General features: G+C 69.8%; 14 protein-coding genes. 6 read left to right on the plus strand and 8 right to left on the minus strand.

What is annotated here, in order from left to right:
* The first annotated feature begins 39 nt into the window (after positions 1–39).
* Entirely contained in the window at positions 40–1,344 is a 1,305-nt protein-coding gene (locus K9S39_RS00540; RefSeq protein ID WP_248861326.1) for a helix-turn-helix domain-containing protein, read from the plus strand.
* Between the two features lie 341 nt (positions 1,345–1,685).
* On the opposite strand, the gene K9S39_RS42615 is transcribed toward K9S39_RS00540, so the two are convergent.
* Both K9S39_RS42615 and K9S39_RS00545 read right to left on the minus strand, forming a co-directional pair.
* Positions 1,686–2,060 (minus strand): AMP-binding protein, encoded by a 375-nt coding sequence (locus K9S39_RS42615; RefSeq protein ID WP_406707850.1) that lies wholly within the window; start codon positions 2,058–2,060, stop codon positions 1,686–1,688.
* Positions 2,061–2,191: 131 nt separating this feature from the next.
* Positions 2,192–2,518 (minus strand): MerR family transcriptional regulator, encoded by a 327-nt coding sequence (locus K9S39_RS00545; protein ID WP_248861327.1) that lies wholly within the window; start codon positions 2,516–2,518, stop codon positions 2,192–2,194.
* A gap of 929 nt (positions 2,519–3,447) precedes the next feature.
* Between K9S39_RS00545 and K9S39_RS00550 the strand changes: the two genes are divergently transcribed.
* From K9S39_RS00550 to K9S39_RS00570, 5 genes are all read left to right on the plus strand, one after another.
* Positions 3,448–3,594 (plus strand): hypothetical protein, encoded by a 147-nt coding sequence (locus K9S39_RS00550; RefSeq protein ID WP_248861328.1) that lies wholly within the window; start codon positions 3,448–3,450, stop codon positions 3,592–3,594.
* 402 nt (positions 3,595–3,996) lie between these two features.
* A complete protein-coding gene (locus K9S39_RS00555; protein WP_248861329.1) occupies positions 3,997–5,478 on the plus strand; it encodes an MFS transporter in 1,482 nt (493 codons plus the stop codon).
* A 389-nt stretch (positions 5,479–5,867) separates the two neighbouring features.
* A complete protein-coding gene (locus tag K9S39_RS00560) occupies positions 5,868–6,452 on the plus strand; it encodes a hypothetical protein (RefSeq protein WP_248861330.1) in 585 nt (194 codons plus the stop codon).
* A gap of 837 nt (positions 6,453–7,289) precedes the next feature.
* Complete coding sequence (locus tag K9S39_RS00565) at positions 7,290–7,973, plus strand: adenosylcobinamide amidohydrolase (RefSeq protein WP_248861331.1); 684 nt, start codon at positions 7,290–7,292, stop codon at positions 7,971–7,973.
* Positions 7,974–8,734: 761 nt separating this feature from the next.
* Complete coding sequence (locus tag K9S39_RS00570) at positions 8,735–9,307, plus strand: hypothetical protein (protein ID WP_248861332.1); 573 nt, start codon at positions 8,735–8,737, stop codon at positions 9,305–9,307.
* Between the two features lie 108 nt (positions 9,308–9,415).
* Here the strand turns inward: K9S39_RS00570 and K9S39_RS00575 are convergent, their stop codons facing one another.
* The 6 genes from K9S39_RS00575 to K9S39_RS00600 form a co-directional block, all read right to left on the minus strand.
* Positions 9,416–10,027 (minus strand): PepSY domain-containing protein, encoded by a 612-nt coding sequence (locus tag K9S39_RS00575; protein ID WP_248861333.1) that lies wholly within the window; start codon positions 10,025–10,027, stop codon positions 9,416–9,418.
* Between the two features lie 454 nt (positions 10,028–10,481).
* On the minus strand, positions 10,482–10,829 hold the full coding sequence (locus K9S39_RS00580; protein WP_248861334.1) for an Ig domain-containing protein: 348 nt from the start codon (positions 10,827–10,829) through the stop codon (positions 10,482–10,484).
* A gap of 878 nt (positions 10,830–11,707) precedes the next feature.
* Complete coding sequence (locus K9S39_RS00585) at positions 11,708–12,760, minus strand: polyprenyl synthetase family protein (protein ID WP_248861335.1); 1,053 nt, start codon at positions 12,758–12,760, stop codon at positions 11,708–11,710.
* A 44-nt stretch (positions 12,761–12,804) separates the two neighbouring features.
* Entirely contained in the window at positions 12,805–13,551 is a 747-nt protein-coding gene (locus tag K9S39_RS00590) for an IclR family transcriptional regulator (RefSeq protein WP_248868545.1), read from the minus strand.
* A gap of 2 nt (positions 13,552–13,553) precedes the next feature.
* The gene (locus K9S39_RS00595; RefSeq protein WP_248861336.1) at positions 13,554–13,868 is read right to left on the minus strand and encodes a hypothetical protein; all 315 of its coding nucleotides are present in this window, start codon (positions 13,866–13,868) and stop codon (positions 13,554–13,556) included.
* A gap of 119 nt (positions 13,869–13,987) precedes the next feature.
* Positions 13,988–14,770 carry a LuxR family transcriptional regulator gene (locus tag K9S39_RS00600; RefSeq protein ID WP_248868546.1) on the minus strand — a complete coding sequence of 261 codons (783 nt, stop codon included), beginning with the start codon at positions 14,768–14,770 and terminating at the stop codon, positions 13,988–13,990.
* Positions 14,771–14,976: the final 206 nt, after the last annotated feature.

Below are 14,976 nucleotides of genomic sequence, written 5' to 3' on the forward strand. Positions count from 1 at the left end.
GAATACTGGCTGAAACGGTGACAGGACTGGGCGGGGCGCGTGGGGGAAGCCGTGGGGCATGCGGAGAACGCCGCGGTCGAGGAGTTCGCGGAGCAGATACGTGGGCTGAAGGACCGTTCCGGCCGCAGTTATGGGGCTCTCGCCCGGCGGCTGAACATCGGCACGTCGACGCTCTATCGCTACTGCTCGGGCCAGACGGTGCCGGAACGATTCACCCAGGTCGAGCACCTGGCAAGGCTGTGCGGGGCCACGCCCGAAGAGCGACGTCGTCTGCAGCGCCTGTGGATTCTGGCGGACGAGGCCCGTCGGCCGTCGACCACTCCAGGCACACCGGCCCCGTACCCGAAGGCCACGGCACCGCGTCAAGAAGACCCGGCACAGCCCTCAGCGCAGCCCTCCGCGGGCACAGCGCCTCGCCCGGACCGGACACCAGGCCCGGCCCAGGAGACACCTCGGGCCCCGGAACCAGGCCCGGCCCAAGAGGCACCTCCGGCCCCGGAACCAGACCCGGACGACGCGTCCACCGCACGACGAACCCGTCGCTACGGCTGGACGGCAATCCTCACGGCCCTGCTCGCCGTGGTCATCGTCGTCGGGGCCACGGTCTCCATCACCGTGGCCGTCTCCGGAGCCGGCCCGTCGGCTGCGCCCTCCCCCGACGAAACCACCGCGGCCGGCGACCGGCGCTCTTCCGCCACCCCCGACCGGGCAACAGACGCGCCCTTCACCTGGACCGCCGACTCCCATGTCTGGCAGATGGGATGCGGCCACACCTATCTCGTCGACCGCGCTCCCGACCAGGTGTCCAAACCGCCGGTGGAGCAGGACGCCCGGCGCTGGGCGGACTCCCTGGGCGCGGTACACGACGAGGACACCAATGTGCGCATCTCCCTCCAGGGGAAGTTCCCGCAGCAGGCGGTGGTACTCGAAGCCCTGCGGGTACGCGTCACCGAACGCGCGGAGCCCCTCACATGGAACGCCTACAGAATGGACAACGGCTGCGGCGGCGCTCTCAGCCTCCGCTACCTCGATGTCGACCTGGACAAGCCCCGCCCCCTCGTCCGGTCCGTCGCGGGTTTCGACGGCATGGCCGGCAAGGAGATCCCCGCGGTCTCCTTCCCGTACACCGTGACGTCAGCGGACCCCGAAGTGCTGCTGGTCACCGCCCGGACGACCACCTGCGACTGTCGCTGGTACCTGGAGCTGGACTGGAGCAGCCAGGGGCGCTCGGGCACCGTCCGCATCACTGACAACGGACGCCCTTTTCGCACCAGCAGCACCACGGGAAAACGGTACGTGTACGGTGACCGCCTCCCCCCAGGCTGGAACATCAGCCCGGACTGAACGCCAGGGCGCCCGGGCTGTGCGCGTCGGCGTTACGGCTGCCGTATGAGTTGCGGGTCAGACGCTGGGAGGCACGGGGTACTACTCCACCGCGAGCTGTTCATCCGGACGCCTACGGGCGGGAGCTGGCGCGGATCGGGTCCAGAGGTCTCTACCGGAAGGTCCTTTGCTGTGTCCTGCTCGTCGGAACCGGCCCAGGAAACGGGCTTGTGAGGGATCTTGGACGGGGGACGGCGCTATGCCGTAACTGTCTGCGGAGGGGTGATGATTGGGGGCGGCGGGCGTGGGAGAGGTCGCTGAAGGACTGGCGCGGGCCCTGTGTACGCGTCCAATACCCGCTGTCACAGAACGGCAGGTTGAGGTGCCGTCCCACGAGGGCGCACTGGCAAGTCACCCGCTATGCCGTGCTGGTCGGGCCGTTTGTCCCGGTACCCGTCTCGGCGGGGACCGTCGCGTGCGCCGTGAACAGGCTCAGTGGTGCGGTCTCGATGAGCACCTCGGTTTTCGTAGTGTGGCTGGTCGGGGCCCAGGCGGGCGTTGGTGTATCCGCGAGAGACCCCGGCGCCACCGATGTAACGCTCACCGTTAGCGCCGATCGGCAGCGGGCGGAGATCCTCGTCGAGCACATACAGTCGTGCGCCCCGTATCGGGCAGCCATATGGAGACGGCCCCCGGAGTGTCGAATCGCGCGTAATCAAGCTATGCAAGGCCCTCATGGACCTCGGGCCGCGGGCGGCCTGGGCCACGGTGTGGGCCCGGCCGCCCGGAAGGTGCGCCGCCCACCGTCGCGGGTGATCACGTCGTGCCGGAGCGGCGATCGGTTCGGGCAGGTCGGTCTCGGACGCCGCTACGAGGTGGTGCCGTGGGCGCGCAGTTCCTCGTTGATGCGCTGGGCTTCTTCGAGCTGGTCTTCGAGGATGACGATGCGGCAGGCGGCATCGATGGGAGTGCCCTGATCGACGAGTTCGCGGGCGCGGGCGGCGATGCGGAGCTGGTAACGGGAGTAGCGGCGGTGGCCGCCTTCGGAGCGCAGGGGGGTGATCAGGCGGTGCTCGCCCAGGGCGCGAAGGAAGGCGGGGGTGGTGCCGAGCATCTCGGCGGCCCGGCCCATGGTGTAGGCGGGGTAGTCGTCATCGTCGAATTTGTCGACGGGGCGGGTACTGCGAGGGGGCATAGACCTCTTCTTTCAGGGACGCGTCGAAGGGCCCGGGTGCCGTACCGGCACCCGGGCCCCGAGCTTTCAACACCATCTACCGGCTGACTTCGCCGACTTTCTGTTTCCGCTGGTCCGCCTGGGAGGGCGGAGGTGCGGGGATCGCGGTTGCGTGACCGGGGACCACCTTCCAATCCGGGGCCTGCGGTACCCGAGCGGACTCCTTCCTCGCCCGGGCGATCCTGATGGCGTCTGCTCCTTACCTCATTCGGTTACTCGGTTGTACTGCTGGATACCGCGGGTACTGCTCGCGGCCCCTGGGGCCGCTCGGCCCGGCAGCCAGTGACGGGACCCAACGATTTCCGGCCCCGTCACTCCACTGCCGTTCCGCCTACTGCTTGACCTGCTTGCGCGGCAGTTCATCTCTGCCGTGCCCTCTTCGACTCCGTGGGAACGAAGAAACAGTAACCCCGAAACGAGTCAATGTCTACTGCCGCTGCTACAGATTTCCTTCAGGGATAGCGCCTGGACTTCTGTCACGCCTACACCCGGAAGAGTGCCACCCAGGGTTGAAGCCCGGCCTGCGGGCACAAGCTGGGCGTCCTGTGACGTCGAAGGCTGCGGATTGAAGCTTCACTTTGCGGGGATCTTGGGGTGAAGAGTTGCCTTGCGGCGAGGGGCGGGCTCGGCCGGACAGGGAGCATGCGTGGGAGGTCCTGCCGGGCGGCTTTGACGGGCCGCCCGGCGGACGGGTTCGAGGTTGCGTACGTCGCCGCGGACGGGGTCGGAGCTGCGGCGCCCGCTGGCGGATGCGTGGGCGGTGCCGTTCGAGGCCGCCGCTCCGGTACGCGCGTTCGCGTCGTACCGCCGGCAGCGCAACCTGCCGGGCCAGTGGTGGTCGGCGACGAGGCGGGCACGTCGGGTACGAGTCCTGACTGGAGCGCGACCAGGTGATGCTGCTGAACCTCGAACCGGCGGCGGTCCTCTTCCATGACCACCGCAAGCCCGTCCTCCTCCGGGTCCGCGAACCCCGATACGCGAAGTGGGAGGGCACCATCCGGCACAGCACGCGCACCGACGACCTCATGAAGGAATGAGGCCACGAGAACGCGACAGGAGCGCGAACGCACGGCAATGGGGTGAGAGGCGGGCCCGGGCGGGGCGGGTGCGGCGGGGCGTGGGTGAGTTATCGCGTTGCACGGGTGTCGGAGGGTCCTCTAGCCTGTTTGAGTTCCGTCGGTGCCCGTTCCGGGGCCCCGGCGCTGTGTTTCGAGGTGACGACTTATCTCCCAGGCCAAGTAGCCGTCCGCAGTCCCCACGTTCTGATCGTTCGAACGTGCCCGGGGCGGACGTCGCGCTGGCCTGAGTTGCGTCACCCACCCCCGCATTTCCCTGTCATTTTCCGGGTGCAGCTCTGCCGACTGCCCCGGGTTTCGTGTTTTCCGGCCCCGGTGCGGCTGACGGCGAGCTCCCCGGTTCTCTGAACCAGGAGTCCCACCGTGCCTTCCCCCGCGCTCGGCAACGAGCCGCAGCACACCGCCGAGCCCCCGGCTCACGCCTCATCGGGCCGGTCGTCGAAGATGGCCCCGGCTGCCCGGATCTCCCTTGTGGTGCTCCTGGTCGCCGAGCTCATGGACATCCTCGACCAGTCGGTCGTCCTCACCGCCCTGCCCGCCATCCAGGAGTCGACCGGCGCCGGACCGGCCGCGGTGCAGTGGCTGACCGCCGGTTACTCGCTGACCGTCGCCGTCGGGCTGATCACCGGCGGACGGCTCGGCGACATCCACGGCCGACGCAAGATCCTCCTCACCGGCACCACCGTGTTCACCCTGGCCTCGCTGCTGTGCGGCATCGCCACCGGCCCCGGTGTGCTGATCGCCGCCCGCGTGCTCCAGGGCGCCGGCGTCGCCGTGATGATCCCGCAGGTCCTGGCCACCCTCCACGTCACCTTCGACGGCGAGAACCGCAGCAGGGCCTTCGGCCTGTACGGGGCCGTCCTGTCGCTCGCCAACGTCCTGGGGCCGGTGCTGGGCGGCGTGCTCACCGAGGCCGACCTGCTCGGACTGGGCTGGCGGCCGATCTTCCTGATCAACCTGCCCGTCGGCCTCGCCGTGACCCTCCTCGGACGGAGGTTCATCCCCGAGTCGACCGCACAGAAGGCCGACCGCCTCGACCTCACCGGCATGCTGCTGTCCGCACTGGCCATGGTCCTGATCATCTTCCCGCTCACCGAGGGCCACACCCACCACTGGCCGCTGTGGTGCTTCGCCATGCTCGCCGCAGGTCTCCTCGTGCTCGGCGTCTTCCTGCGACACCAGCAACGCAAGAAGGACAATGCCCCGCTCGTGGCACTGGCCCTCTTCAAGGGCAAGCAGTTCTCCGGCGGCCTGTCCGCGCAGCTGATGCTCGGCCTGCTGTGCGGCCTGTTCTTCATGACCTGGACGCTGTACCTCCAGCGCGGCCTGGGAATGAGTCCGCTGATGGCGGCCGCGGCCTTCGTGCTGCTCGCTCTCGGCGAGCTGACCGGGGCGACGACCGCGATGAAGACCGCCGGGCGCTTCGGGCGCCGCCTGCCCCAGGCCGGAGCCCTGATCGCACTCGCCTCGATGGCGGCCTACGGACTCCAGACCGGCAGCCGACAGGCCGACCTGACCCTCCTCGCGATGACCGTCCCGGTCCTGCTGATCGGCTTCGGCCTCGGCATGGTCGGCGGACCGCTCGCCGACATGTCGCTCGCCAAGGTGCCGCACGAGAACGCCGGTTCCGCCTCGGGCCTGTTCAACACCGCAATGCATCTGGGCATCGCCCTCGGCACCGCGCTGACCGCCCTGGTGTTCTTCTCCGCCACCGGCGGCTCGCCCGACGGCGCGATCAACCGCGACGCGTTCACCGGCGTGCTCTGGTGGGTCGGCGGCACCCTCGCCGCGATGTGGGCCCTGATGTTCTTCCTGCCCCAGCACACGAACAGCCAGGGCGAGTAAGCCACTTCCCCCGAGGCGGCGGAAACCCTGCGCCACGGCGGCGGCCGCACCCCCTCGAACTCGGCGTCCTCCTCAACGCGGGCAATGAATGAATGCGGCGAACTGTTCGATGGCCGGACGCTGTTGCCGGTCGTGTTGGTAGCCCTGTTTGCCTTCACTCCCCGCGACGCCGCCGCGCCCGCCCGGATCATCCCGGCGAACTCATCAACCAGGCACTCACCGCCACGCCGCCCGCACATGGCCGCGCCGAGTCCCCTCCCGGCCCCGGTCCGTCACCACCGCCCGCGCGGGGAATGAGCACCCCGGCAACCGCGCCCTCCAGCCCCACATCCCCCGCCCGGCTCGCGGCCGATTTGTCGCGTTGTCCGCGATGTAGGGAAGATCGGGGCATGCCAATGATCAGGAGAACCGGGGTCCGGATCGGGATACCGCCGATAGCGGCGCTGTCCCTGCTCGCTGCCGGATGCGGAACCGAGCGGCCGGGAAACGACACCGCCGCCGGCGTCCCCTCGCAGGCCGCGCCGGCCAAGCCGAGCAGGCCGAGCACGCCGGTGGACTTCCCCTGCCCCGGAGAAAGCCCCACCCCGACCCCATCGACGACTGCGGACACTCCGGGACCGGCCGTGCCCCCCACCGACCACTACGCCGAGAACCACGGCTTCAAGGATCCCCTCCCCCTCCACGGCCAGCGCCGCTGCGACGGCATCGCCGCCGTCACACGCATCAAGAACGCACTCGAACCCCTGCGCACGCACAACGACATCGACCCACACAGCACCCGCCGCGCACTCACCGCCCTCGGCTACCCCACCGCAAAAGTGGAGACCTACAAGGTCGACCCCAGCGTCGGCTTCCTCATCAACGCCTCCCCCCTGTGCGTGGAAGGCAAAGTCAACCCCCACTTCATCGAGGCGAACGCCTTCGGCGGCTATCCCGACGGCACCGGCTGCAAGCCCCCCAGCGGGGGACATTAACGCTCTCCCAGGCCGCCGGCCCGGTTCCTTCAGCGGCCGTTCCGGTCCAGCTGAGTTCAGCGGGCTATTCCGCAGGATCCGTCAGCCGGGTTACCGATATGGCTCGGCTGGAGGGTATGGCCCAATCGTGCAGCACAGTCCAGCGGTGGAAGCGGACGGGCCAGGTTCAGCGGGGCCAGCGGCCGGGCGGTACGCCGCCCGCCCGCAGCGCCCTTGGCCCACGAACTGCCGGTGTTGCGGTAGTTGTGCCGGACCCCGGCCTCGCACGACCAGGGCGAGCGCGAGGCCGGCCTGCCAGGCGAGCACAGCGCCCAGCAGGATGCCCGCGGCAAGGGCTGCGCGCATCGGGGAGGAGGTCCACCTGCCGGTGGAAGGCGGCTTCCGGGTGGCGAGGCTGCCGCGCTCGCTGCCGGTGAATCCACAGCGCCGGCGGGAGCTGGGCCTGTTGGTGCGGCAGTAGCGGTGCTGCCAGTGCTTTTTCGGCGGGCTGGCCCCGTTCCCCGGCCGCTGGGCGGGATGCGCCGGTACGCCTCGTAGCGGCGCATCTTCTCCCGCAGCGGCGCGGGGAGCTCATGGTATGGCGGTCCACTTCCACGAACATGTACGGCACCTGGCCGTCGGCGAGCACGGCGACGGCATCACTCATCGGTGCTCTTGTGGTGCGGCAGCGGGATGCGGCGCAGCTGTTCGGGATCGGGAGTGGCCAGCCGCAGACAGGCCGGCGTCAGCACCACCTGGCCGCGGATTTCCGCCCTGAACGCGCCGCGCGCCCCGCCCGGCCCGGGACAGCACGACGTACGATCAGCCGGTCCCCGCCCCGCAAGGAGTACTCGTCCGGTGACCGCCATCATTCCGCCGCCCCGCCCCGCTACCGGTTTGCTGCCGGTGCAGCGCCTCACCCGCGTCGAGGACGGCGAGCGGCTGCACAGCCTGCTGTGGCGGGCAGGCGACGGCTGGCGGGTGATCAGCAGCGCCGTGCTCGGCGGAGGCATCGGGGAACGCTCCTGGGTCCTCAACGCCCAGGTTTCCCACGGCTACCAGCGCACCGACCCGGACCGATACCTCACCGACCTGGCCCGTGACGCCGGCGCCCCCGGGCCGGGGGTCGGGCTGATGACGGCCGCCGACGTCCGGGCGTACGGTCACGCGTACGACGGCGGTGTGGACGCTGTCGCCACCGCGGGGCTCGGGGTACGCGGGTGGGCCGCTTCACCGGCGGAGGGCACGGCCATGGCGGTGCGGCCCGGCACGATCAACATCGTTGTCGCGCTTCCGGTGGCTCTGACCGACGCAGCGCTGGTCAACGCCGTGGCCACCGCCACCGAGGCCAAGGTGCAGGCACTGGTCGGTGCCGGCTACGACTGCTCCGGCACCCCCACGGACGCCGTGTGCGTCGCCGCCCGGTCCCCACGGCCCGGCGACGAGGTCCACGCCTTCGCCGGTCCCCGCTCTCTGTGGGGTGCGCGCGTGGCCCGCGCCGTCCACCAAGCCGTATGCGCCGCCGCCCGGCCAGTGACCTGAGCGCACAGCAAAGGCGGGTCTACCCTGAGCGGCGTCATCCAGGCTCCGGGTGAGGGTGGCCTGCGGCGACCGCTGCTTCGGCCGGGCACAAGCCGATCACACAAGGGGATACTCCGCTGGTGCCCCGAGCGTGTCTGGCTCAGCGCGGCAGCTTCGCGGTGCGTATGGGGTGGGCGGCGGTGACGGTCTCGATGTCCCGCCGGGCGGTATTCCCTTCCACGGCCTGCGCGAGCAGGTGCACGCCGTGTGCGGGGCGGGGACCGATACGTCTTCATGTCACTGCAAGGTTTCAGGGAACTGTCACAATGATCGACCGGTCCAACCGTTCTTGAGCAGCATCAACGCCTCCACATCAGTGACATACAAGGCCGAACATCCCAGTGACCTCACGGCCGAACCTCACACCGGATCAGTGGCCGATGTGAAGCCCCTGGCCGGTCATGCAGCCTGAAAGGAGGTCAGGTCCAGGCGGTCGGGGTCGTCGTGGTGGCGCAGCGCGGCCGCTTCGGGTAGGCCCAGCGCCCCTCGGCACCCTCGGATTCGGCAGGGCCCTGGCCGGCTTTGTCTGACGGGAGCCGCGCGGTTCCTGGGACGCATGCGTGTGACGGCTGTCCTTGCAGCACGGAATCGGGAACGGAATCGGGCCGAGGACGGGACGGGACGGAAGAAGGATGGGAAGCAGGATGGGAAGAGCGCGCACCATTGCCGCGCAAACTCATGTGGGGCCGATACCGCAGATGCGGTGTATGCGAGTACACGGCATGGCGTTGTTACCCGTCACAGCACTGCTGGCCCTTTGCTCGGGTGTCACCTGCGTGGCCGTGGCCCGGGCACAGCCGGCGGTCGCGAGCGGTCTTCCCGGGCCGGTGACGCTCCCGGCCCGTATGCCGGTGCCCGTAATCCCCGCGACAGGGAGCATCAGGATCAGTGAGGGGCAGGTCGGCGAGGTCGGGCCGGGCGGGACCATCACCTACCCGAGCGTGACCAGCTGTCTGACGGTGACCGTCCGCCTCCAGGGCGGCGGACTGGTGGGCGCGCACGCCAGCCTGTTCCAGGTGCCTGGGGAGTACCGGTCGGATCGGATCCTCGCGGCGGTCAAGCAGCGCACCGGGGCGCGGAGGGTACGTGCGGTGGAGGTCAGGGGTGCCGTCGGCGCCTGGGATCCGAGCTACTTCACCAAGGCGATCGAGAGTTACACGGAGGGCGAGCAGGTTCCCCTTCCCGCAGAGCCCGACTCGGACGGCCTGGCCAGGGTGGTGGCGAACGAACTGGGGGTGCCGCGGGGAAAGGTGACGGTCGAGGATCTGCCCGACGGCGACCAGACGGTGCACTGAACCGAGCCGACCGTCGTGCACAGGCAAGGCCAGACGCATGTCCACCGTCGCCTCGTACATGCGTCCTGGTCGCTCGCGTACCGAGTCCGCAGGTGGTACAGCCCCGGTTCAGTCCCGGTCGACCTCCTGATGCAGGACCTTGCCGTTGGCGGTGTCGATGTCGAACGTGGTCTTGTACCAGTCGTCCTGGGTCACGACGTCGACGGACCAGGCGGTGGCACCGCCGTCGGAGTCTTCGAGGCCGACGGCGGTGACCACGCCCTCCTCCCGGTCGGTGGCTGTGGTGACCGCCTGCTGCGGGGAGATCTCGGCCCCGCGGAGCTGGTCGGCCAGTTCGCGCTTGTCGTCGCTGTCCTGGTCCGGCTCGGCCCGGGAGTGGGTCACCTTTCCGGTGACGGCGTCGACACGCACGTCATGGGCCGTGCCGTCCGTTGTGGCGACCTTCGTATCCCACTCCGGACCACCGTCGGCAGACCGGTCCAGCTCGATCTCGACGAGCTTGCTGCCGGAGACCTTCGCCGTCGCGGCGCGCGCTGCCTGATCCCAGACGGTCTTCGCGGAGGGGACCAGAGCCTTCCGCCCGGCCTGGTCCTCGGTGAGCCGCCCGGTTGGTGTGGGGCTCGCAGGCGGCGTGGGAGATCTGGTAGCCCCTTCCGTTCCCGGAGACGCAGGGGAGGGGGCGGCGGGCCCCTCCACCTCCTCGTCCCCGCATCCGCTCACCAGCACTGTCGAGGCGGCGACAGCACACAGGAATCCGACGGCACGGGCGCGGCGGTGGCACCGCCCGCCGGCTCTCACAAACCCAGATCGCATATGCCCAGGCTCCCCGAGAGCCGGTATGGGGATCTCGCCGCACTCTCCGATTCACCCAAACGATCCGGGGATTCGACCCCGGTCGCCCACGGCCGGCTTCGCGCAGCCTGTGTCCGACGCCACGGAGCAGGCCACCGTCCTCGTTTTCCCACAACGCGTTCTACGCCCGTAGGGCGAGCGCGGCGCCGGCGTTGTCTTCGTGACCTGTTGGAGCTTGTCTTCGGTGACCTGCTGGAGCTTCAGCATCGCGGGCGCACCGCCCGCGCGGGGCACCGGCCGCACGAGCCAGGCCATGCCATGTCCTACGGGGCCGCCAGCCGCAGACTCCAACGGGGCCGGCACCTCGGCGCACCGGCTCAGTTCACCGGTCGACCGTGACCTGGAACTGCTCGGGGGCAGCACCGGCAGCGGTGACGTTGAAGATCGCGATGCCGTCCACATCGCCTGCCACGAGCGGGGGAGTCTGCGCAGAGCCGTCGGCGTCCGTCCGTACGGCGACGGTGATCTCGTCCCCCTCGAAGAGGACTTGCTGGCTGGTGGACACCCAGGAGAACGTCACCTCGGCGCCGGACACCGGCATGTGGGAGTCGCGGTCGACGAGCCGGGCCGTCAGCGGCTGAGCGAAGGTCTCATGGGGCCTGGCGTGCTGCCCCGTCCCCCCGGTCGGCTGGATGACCAGTGTCCGAGCCGAGCCCGCTGCCGCACTCATGCTGCCTCCTGTCGGAAAGACTTGCTGGCGAAGACCTCGTTGAAGACCTTGTTGGTGAAAACCTCGCTCGTGGCAAGGTGCCCGGCGGCGCTCCGGGGGGATGCGGTGATGTTAATCAGCGCGCCGTGTCGCTCCCGTGTGCGACCTCCCCTTTTTCGCGGAGTTCCTGCGTTGGGGTGACGGGAAGACGGGAAGATCGGCGCCACGGGGCAGCCGTGGGCTGCGTTCGCGCCAGGCGTGTGCCGGTGAGTCCCGTCTTGCTCTCCGATGGCCGTGAGCCCCAACTGCTTGTTGGGTCGTACACGGTGCTGGGGTGGCGCCATGCCTCTTCTCACCGCTGCTCTCATGACGGGACTGAGCTCGCCTATCAGCTTGGTGGGGGGAGCGAGCGCTGCTCTGCCTGCGCGGGACGGTGGCGGGGACCGATGCGCGCCTCCGCCTGCCTCGGCGATCTCGGAGAGCTTCGAGGCGGCGCCGGCTGGTCATGATCATGTTGAGCAGGTGGCGCCGCCGCGGCGCCCGGAGAGCTTGGGGTTCGGCCATGTGTACATGCTGGGCACGGGGACGACGAGCCGTATCCCGTCGACCGAGGCGACCAGCCCGCCGCCCCACGTGCGTGGGGCTCTTCCCTTCGATGCGCCTGCGCGATCACAGTACCGCTGACACTGATGTAATCCCCCGGCTCAGGCAGCGTTCTTTCAAGGGCTTCTCATCCAGGTGCGCTGGCGTTTCTCAGTCCCTGTCACATCGCTTTCCCCATGAATGTCATCAGATCCGAGCTGTGACCAGCGGAGTCTTCAAGACAGTCAGGTGAGACATTTGATGCGCTGGACTTGGAAGTCGCAGGAGGGCGCCGCGTCCGTGCGGACCGGCAGCGCTCAGAAGTTCCGGCAGGCGATGTAGTCGCACAGGGCGTACAGAATCCGCCGAGCCGGCAGCGACGGCAGACAGGTCAGCGCCTTCTTGGCCGCGGTGAGCCGTCCTTGCATGTATGACGCCGCCTGTTCGAGGGCCGGGGAGTCCTGGAACAGCTCCAGCGCTCTGAGGTGCGCCGCGGGGCCGGTGAACGGCCCGGACGAGAGGAGCGTCCGCAGCTCGGCCCCGTCGGCGCTGGTGTCGGCGCGGGCCAGCAGCACGGGCAGGCTGTCCACGGCGCCCAGCAGGTCCTTGCCCTGCTGCTTGCCGGTGGTGTCGCCCGGTACGGTCAAGTCCAGTATGTCGTCGGATATTTGGAAGGCCAGGCCGAGCTGCTCACCGTACGCGCGCAGCGCCTCCACATACGGCTGCGGAGCCGCTGCCTGAAGTGCGCCGATGGCGACGGACATCGAGATCAGCGCCCCGGTCTTGCCCTCGGCGACCTTGAAGTAGTGGTCCACCGGATCCTCGCCCGGCGACGGGCCGAGCAGCTCGCGCAGCTGGCCGTCGACCAGACGGCTCGTCGCCCTCAGCGCGCAGCCCACGGCTTGCTCTCCGAGATCGGCGGAGAGCCGTACGGACCTGGCCAGCAGCCAGTTGCCGCCGCGCACCGCCGTCTTCTCGCCCCAGAGGGCGTTGGCGCTGGGCACACCGTGGCGGGTGGTGGCGTGGTCGAGGACGTCGTCGTGGTAGAGCGAGGCGAGGTGGACCAGTTCGGCGACGACCGCGGCCCGGGTGATCCCCTCCCGCCCGGGCTCCCCGAACTCGGAGCTCAGCAGCACCATCAGGGGCCGCAGTCGTTTGCCTCCGGTGACCGCCAGGTGGCTGGTGAGCGCGGTGATTCTCGGGGCGGGGGCAGTGCGGACGCAGTCCCGCAACCGCATCTCGGTCTGCGCGAGGCGGGCGTCCAGCGACGTCTTGAGTGCGGGTTCGACGGACAGGAACCGACCGAGTGTCTCGGTGTCCGGACGGTCCGGTGGCTTCTGCAGCGTCTGAGAATCTCCGCGCGCGTTCATCAACGATTCCTCCGTGTGTCTGGCCGCAGGGGCCGGTCGAGGCCTCACCCTGGGGCAGGCCGCAGGGCACGGGCCTGTGATGCCATGCCCATGTCGACCGCGGCGTCGATCACCTCGGCCCGCAGCAGGCGGTCGGGCACTTCGGGCAGCCGGGCCCGCGGGCCCGAGATCATCAGCGCGGCGATCACTCGGCCGTTCCCGTTCCCCACGGGCACGACGAACACCGCATGGCCCGGTATGGCGTCGTCGGAGCCGTAGGCCCACCCCGCCTTGCGCACCAGTGTCAGTTGCTGGGCCGTGAAGCGTGCCCCGCGCAGTCCCTCGCAGAGCTCCTCGGGGCTCTCCCAGGCGAGCAGCACCTGGCCGATCGGGCCGGCCTTGACGGGGCGGGTGGTACCGATCGGCAGGGTCTCGACGCCGGTGTCCGGGTCTGTCGAGGAGGCCACGCACAGGTGGACGCCCTTGTGGAGATGGTGCAGTCGGGTGCTGAACGAGGTGCGTTCAGCAAGGCCTGCGAGTATCTCTTCGGCGGCATGCACCATCTGGTCGTGCTGGGCCTCGGCCGAGAAGCGCTCAAGGCGTGGGCCGGGGGCGTACGACCCGTGCACATCGCGGGTGAGCAGGTCCAGGCGTTCCATGGCGACGGCCAGGCGGTGGACGGTCGGTCGGGGCAGTCCGCTGCGCTTCACCAACTCCGGGAGTCCGGTGGGCCGCTGCTCGATCAGGCTGAGGATGATGGAGACCTTGTCCAGGACGCCGACGCCGCTGACCGGGGGCGGCCCGGCGGCCATGCTCACCGCCGCCCGCCCGGCACTACGTCCGGGGCGGCGGGGCTGTCCGCCGGCGCCCTCTCTGTGTCCGGGGCGGTCCGGCGGACGGCTTCGGCGTGGGTGGCCAACGCGACGGTGACGATGAGGCGTTGGGCCGGGCCGGCGTGTTCGAGTTGCTCGGTGGGCGTTTGGGGCAGCAGGTCGGCGAGGTCCTCTCCGACGGCCTCCGGCAGCCGGGGGGCGAGTTCGGGCGACGGGGTGTCTCGCCAGGGCTCGCCCGTGCCTTGTCTCTGTGTCCCCTGTCGGGGGAACAGCAGGCCGACCGGTGCGTGGTACATGAAGAAGTCGCCTTCCAAACTGCCTTCACGAGGAGTGCGGGACCGGACTCCATCGAACGGGGCGGGCAGGCGCCTGACAACGTCTGGTGCAGGAAGGTGCCAACGCCCTGTTGATGCCGTTATGCTCGGTTGTCCTTTCTCGGTCCGGCGGCCGGCGGGAGCAGCCCCAGTGCGGCGGCCCTGACGCCCGCCTGGAACCTTGACGAGGCCCCGAGCAGCGACATGATTTCCGCGACGTAGCGGCGATAGGTCCGCACGGAGATCTTCATCTCCCGCGCCGCCACCTCGTCGGTGGTACCGGCCCGCAGGGCGCCGAGTATCCGCGGCGCCAGTTCGGCCCCGGCCCAGCCGGCGAGGACGACGCGGCCCCAGGCGGGGGAGGCGTTGTTCCACAGGCTCTCGTAGAGGCGGCTCAGGGTGTGCAGCACCTCCGGCACCCGGATCAGCGACGACGACCTTCGGCCGGCCACCGAGTCCGCGAGCACCAGCGCGACGCTGCCGTCGACCACATAGGTCTGCATCGGAGGCAGCCGGGTCACCCTGATCCCCACCAGTGCCGACCGCTGTGACTGTTCCCGTACCAACTCCTTGTCGAGGAGGGCGGGGGCGGTCAGCAGCCGCACCGAGACGCCCTCACCCGCGCTGTAGAGCACCTGGCGGTCCGCGTAGCTGGTCGGCTGCCGGGCCCGTTCCTGGGTGCTCGGCGGCAGGGCGTGAAGGATGTCCACGCTCGTGGTGGCCTGCGTGATCAGGCTTGTAGCGGTCTGCAGGATCGTGTCGTGGCCGGCCTCCACCTCGGTGACCTGGCGTTCCAGGACACCGCGGTCGCTGTGCAGAGCGACCGTTGAGTCGAGGAGGGACTTGACTTCCTGCAGCATCTGCCCGATGTCGTCCTCGCTCATGTCGTTCACTGGCCACTCCTCAGGGCGTCCCGTGAGTATTGGTCACGGGGTGGCTGGTGTCATCACGGTCGGCCGTGGGTCTGCCGATGCCCGGAAGCCGCAACGGCCGCAGGTTGTTGCGGACGGCGGCTTCCGGGGCATCGGCCTGGTCGTCCCGCACCGGCGCGAGCGCGGAGAGAGCGGACTCCCGTCCGGTGAAGAGGGAC

It is taken from the genome of Streptomyces halobius, assembly GCF_023277745.1.
Lineage (GTDB): Bacteria > Actinomycetota > Actinomycetes > Streptomycetales > Streptomycetaceae > Streptomyces > Streptomyces halobius.

What these genes read in the sequence shown, in the direction of transcription:
- K9S39_RS00580 (WP_248861334.1), bottom strand. Translation starts at nt 10,829, where the DNA reads ATGAGTGCGGCAGCGGGCTCGGCTCGGACACTGGTCATCCAGCCGACC.
- K9S39_RS00560 (WP_248861330.1), top strand. Translation starts at nt 5,868, where the DNA reads ATGCCAATGATCAGGAGAACCGGGGTCCGGATCGGGATACCGCCGATA.
- K9S39_RS00600 (WP_248868546.1), bottom strand. Translation starts at nt 14,770, where the DNA reads ATGAGCGAGGACGACATCGGGCAGATGCTGCAGGAAGTCAAGTCCCTC.
- K9S39_RS00545 (WP_248861327.1), bottom strand. Translation starts at nt 2,518, where the DNA reads ATGCCCCCTCGCAGTACCCGCCCCGTCGACAAATTCGACGATGACGAC.
- K9S39_RS00585 (WP_248861335.1), bottom strand. Translation starts at nt 12,760, where the DNA reads ATGAACGCGCGCGGAGATTCTCAGACGCTGCAGAAGCCACCGGACCGT.
- K9S39_RS00590 (WP_248868545.1), bottom strand. Translation starts at nt 13,551, where the DNA reads ATGGCCGCCGGGCCGCCCCCGGTCAGCGGCGTCGGCGTCCTGGACAAG.
- K9S39_RS00595 (WP_248861336.1), bottom strand. Translation starts at nt 13,868, where the DNA reads ATGTACCACGCACCGGTCGGCCTGCTGTTCCCCCGACAGGGGACACAG.
- K9S39_RS42615 (WP_406707850.1), bottom strand. Translation starts at nt 2,060, where the DNA reads ATGAGGGCCTTGCATAGCTTGATTACGCGCGATTCGACACTCCGGGGG.
- K9S39_RS00570 (WP_248861332.1), top strand. Translation starts at nt 8,735, where the DNA reads ATGGCGTTGTTACCCGTCACAGCACTGCTGGCCCTTTGCTCGGGTGTC.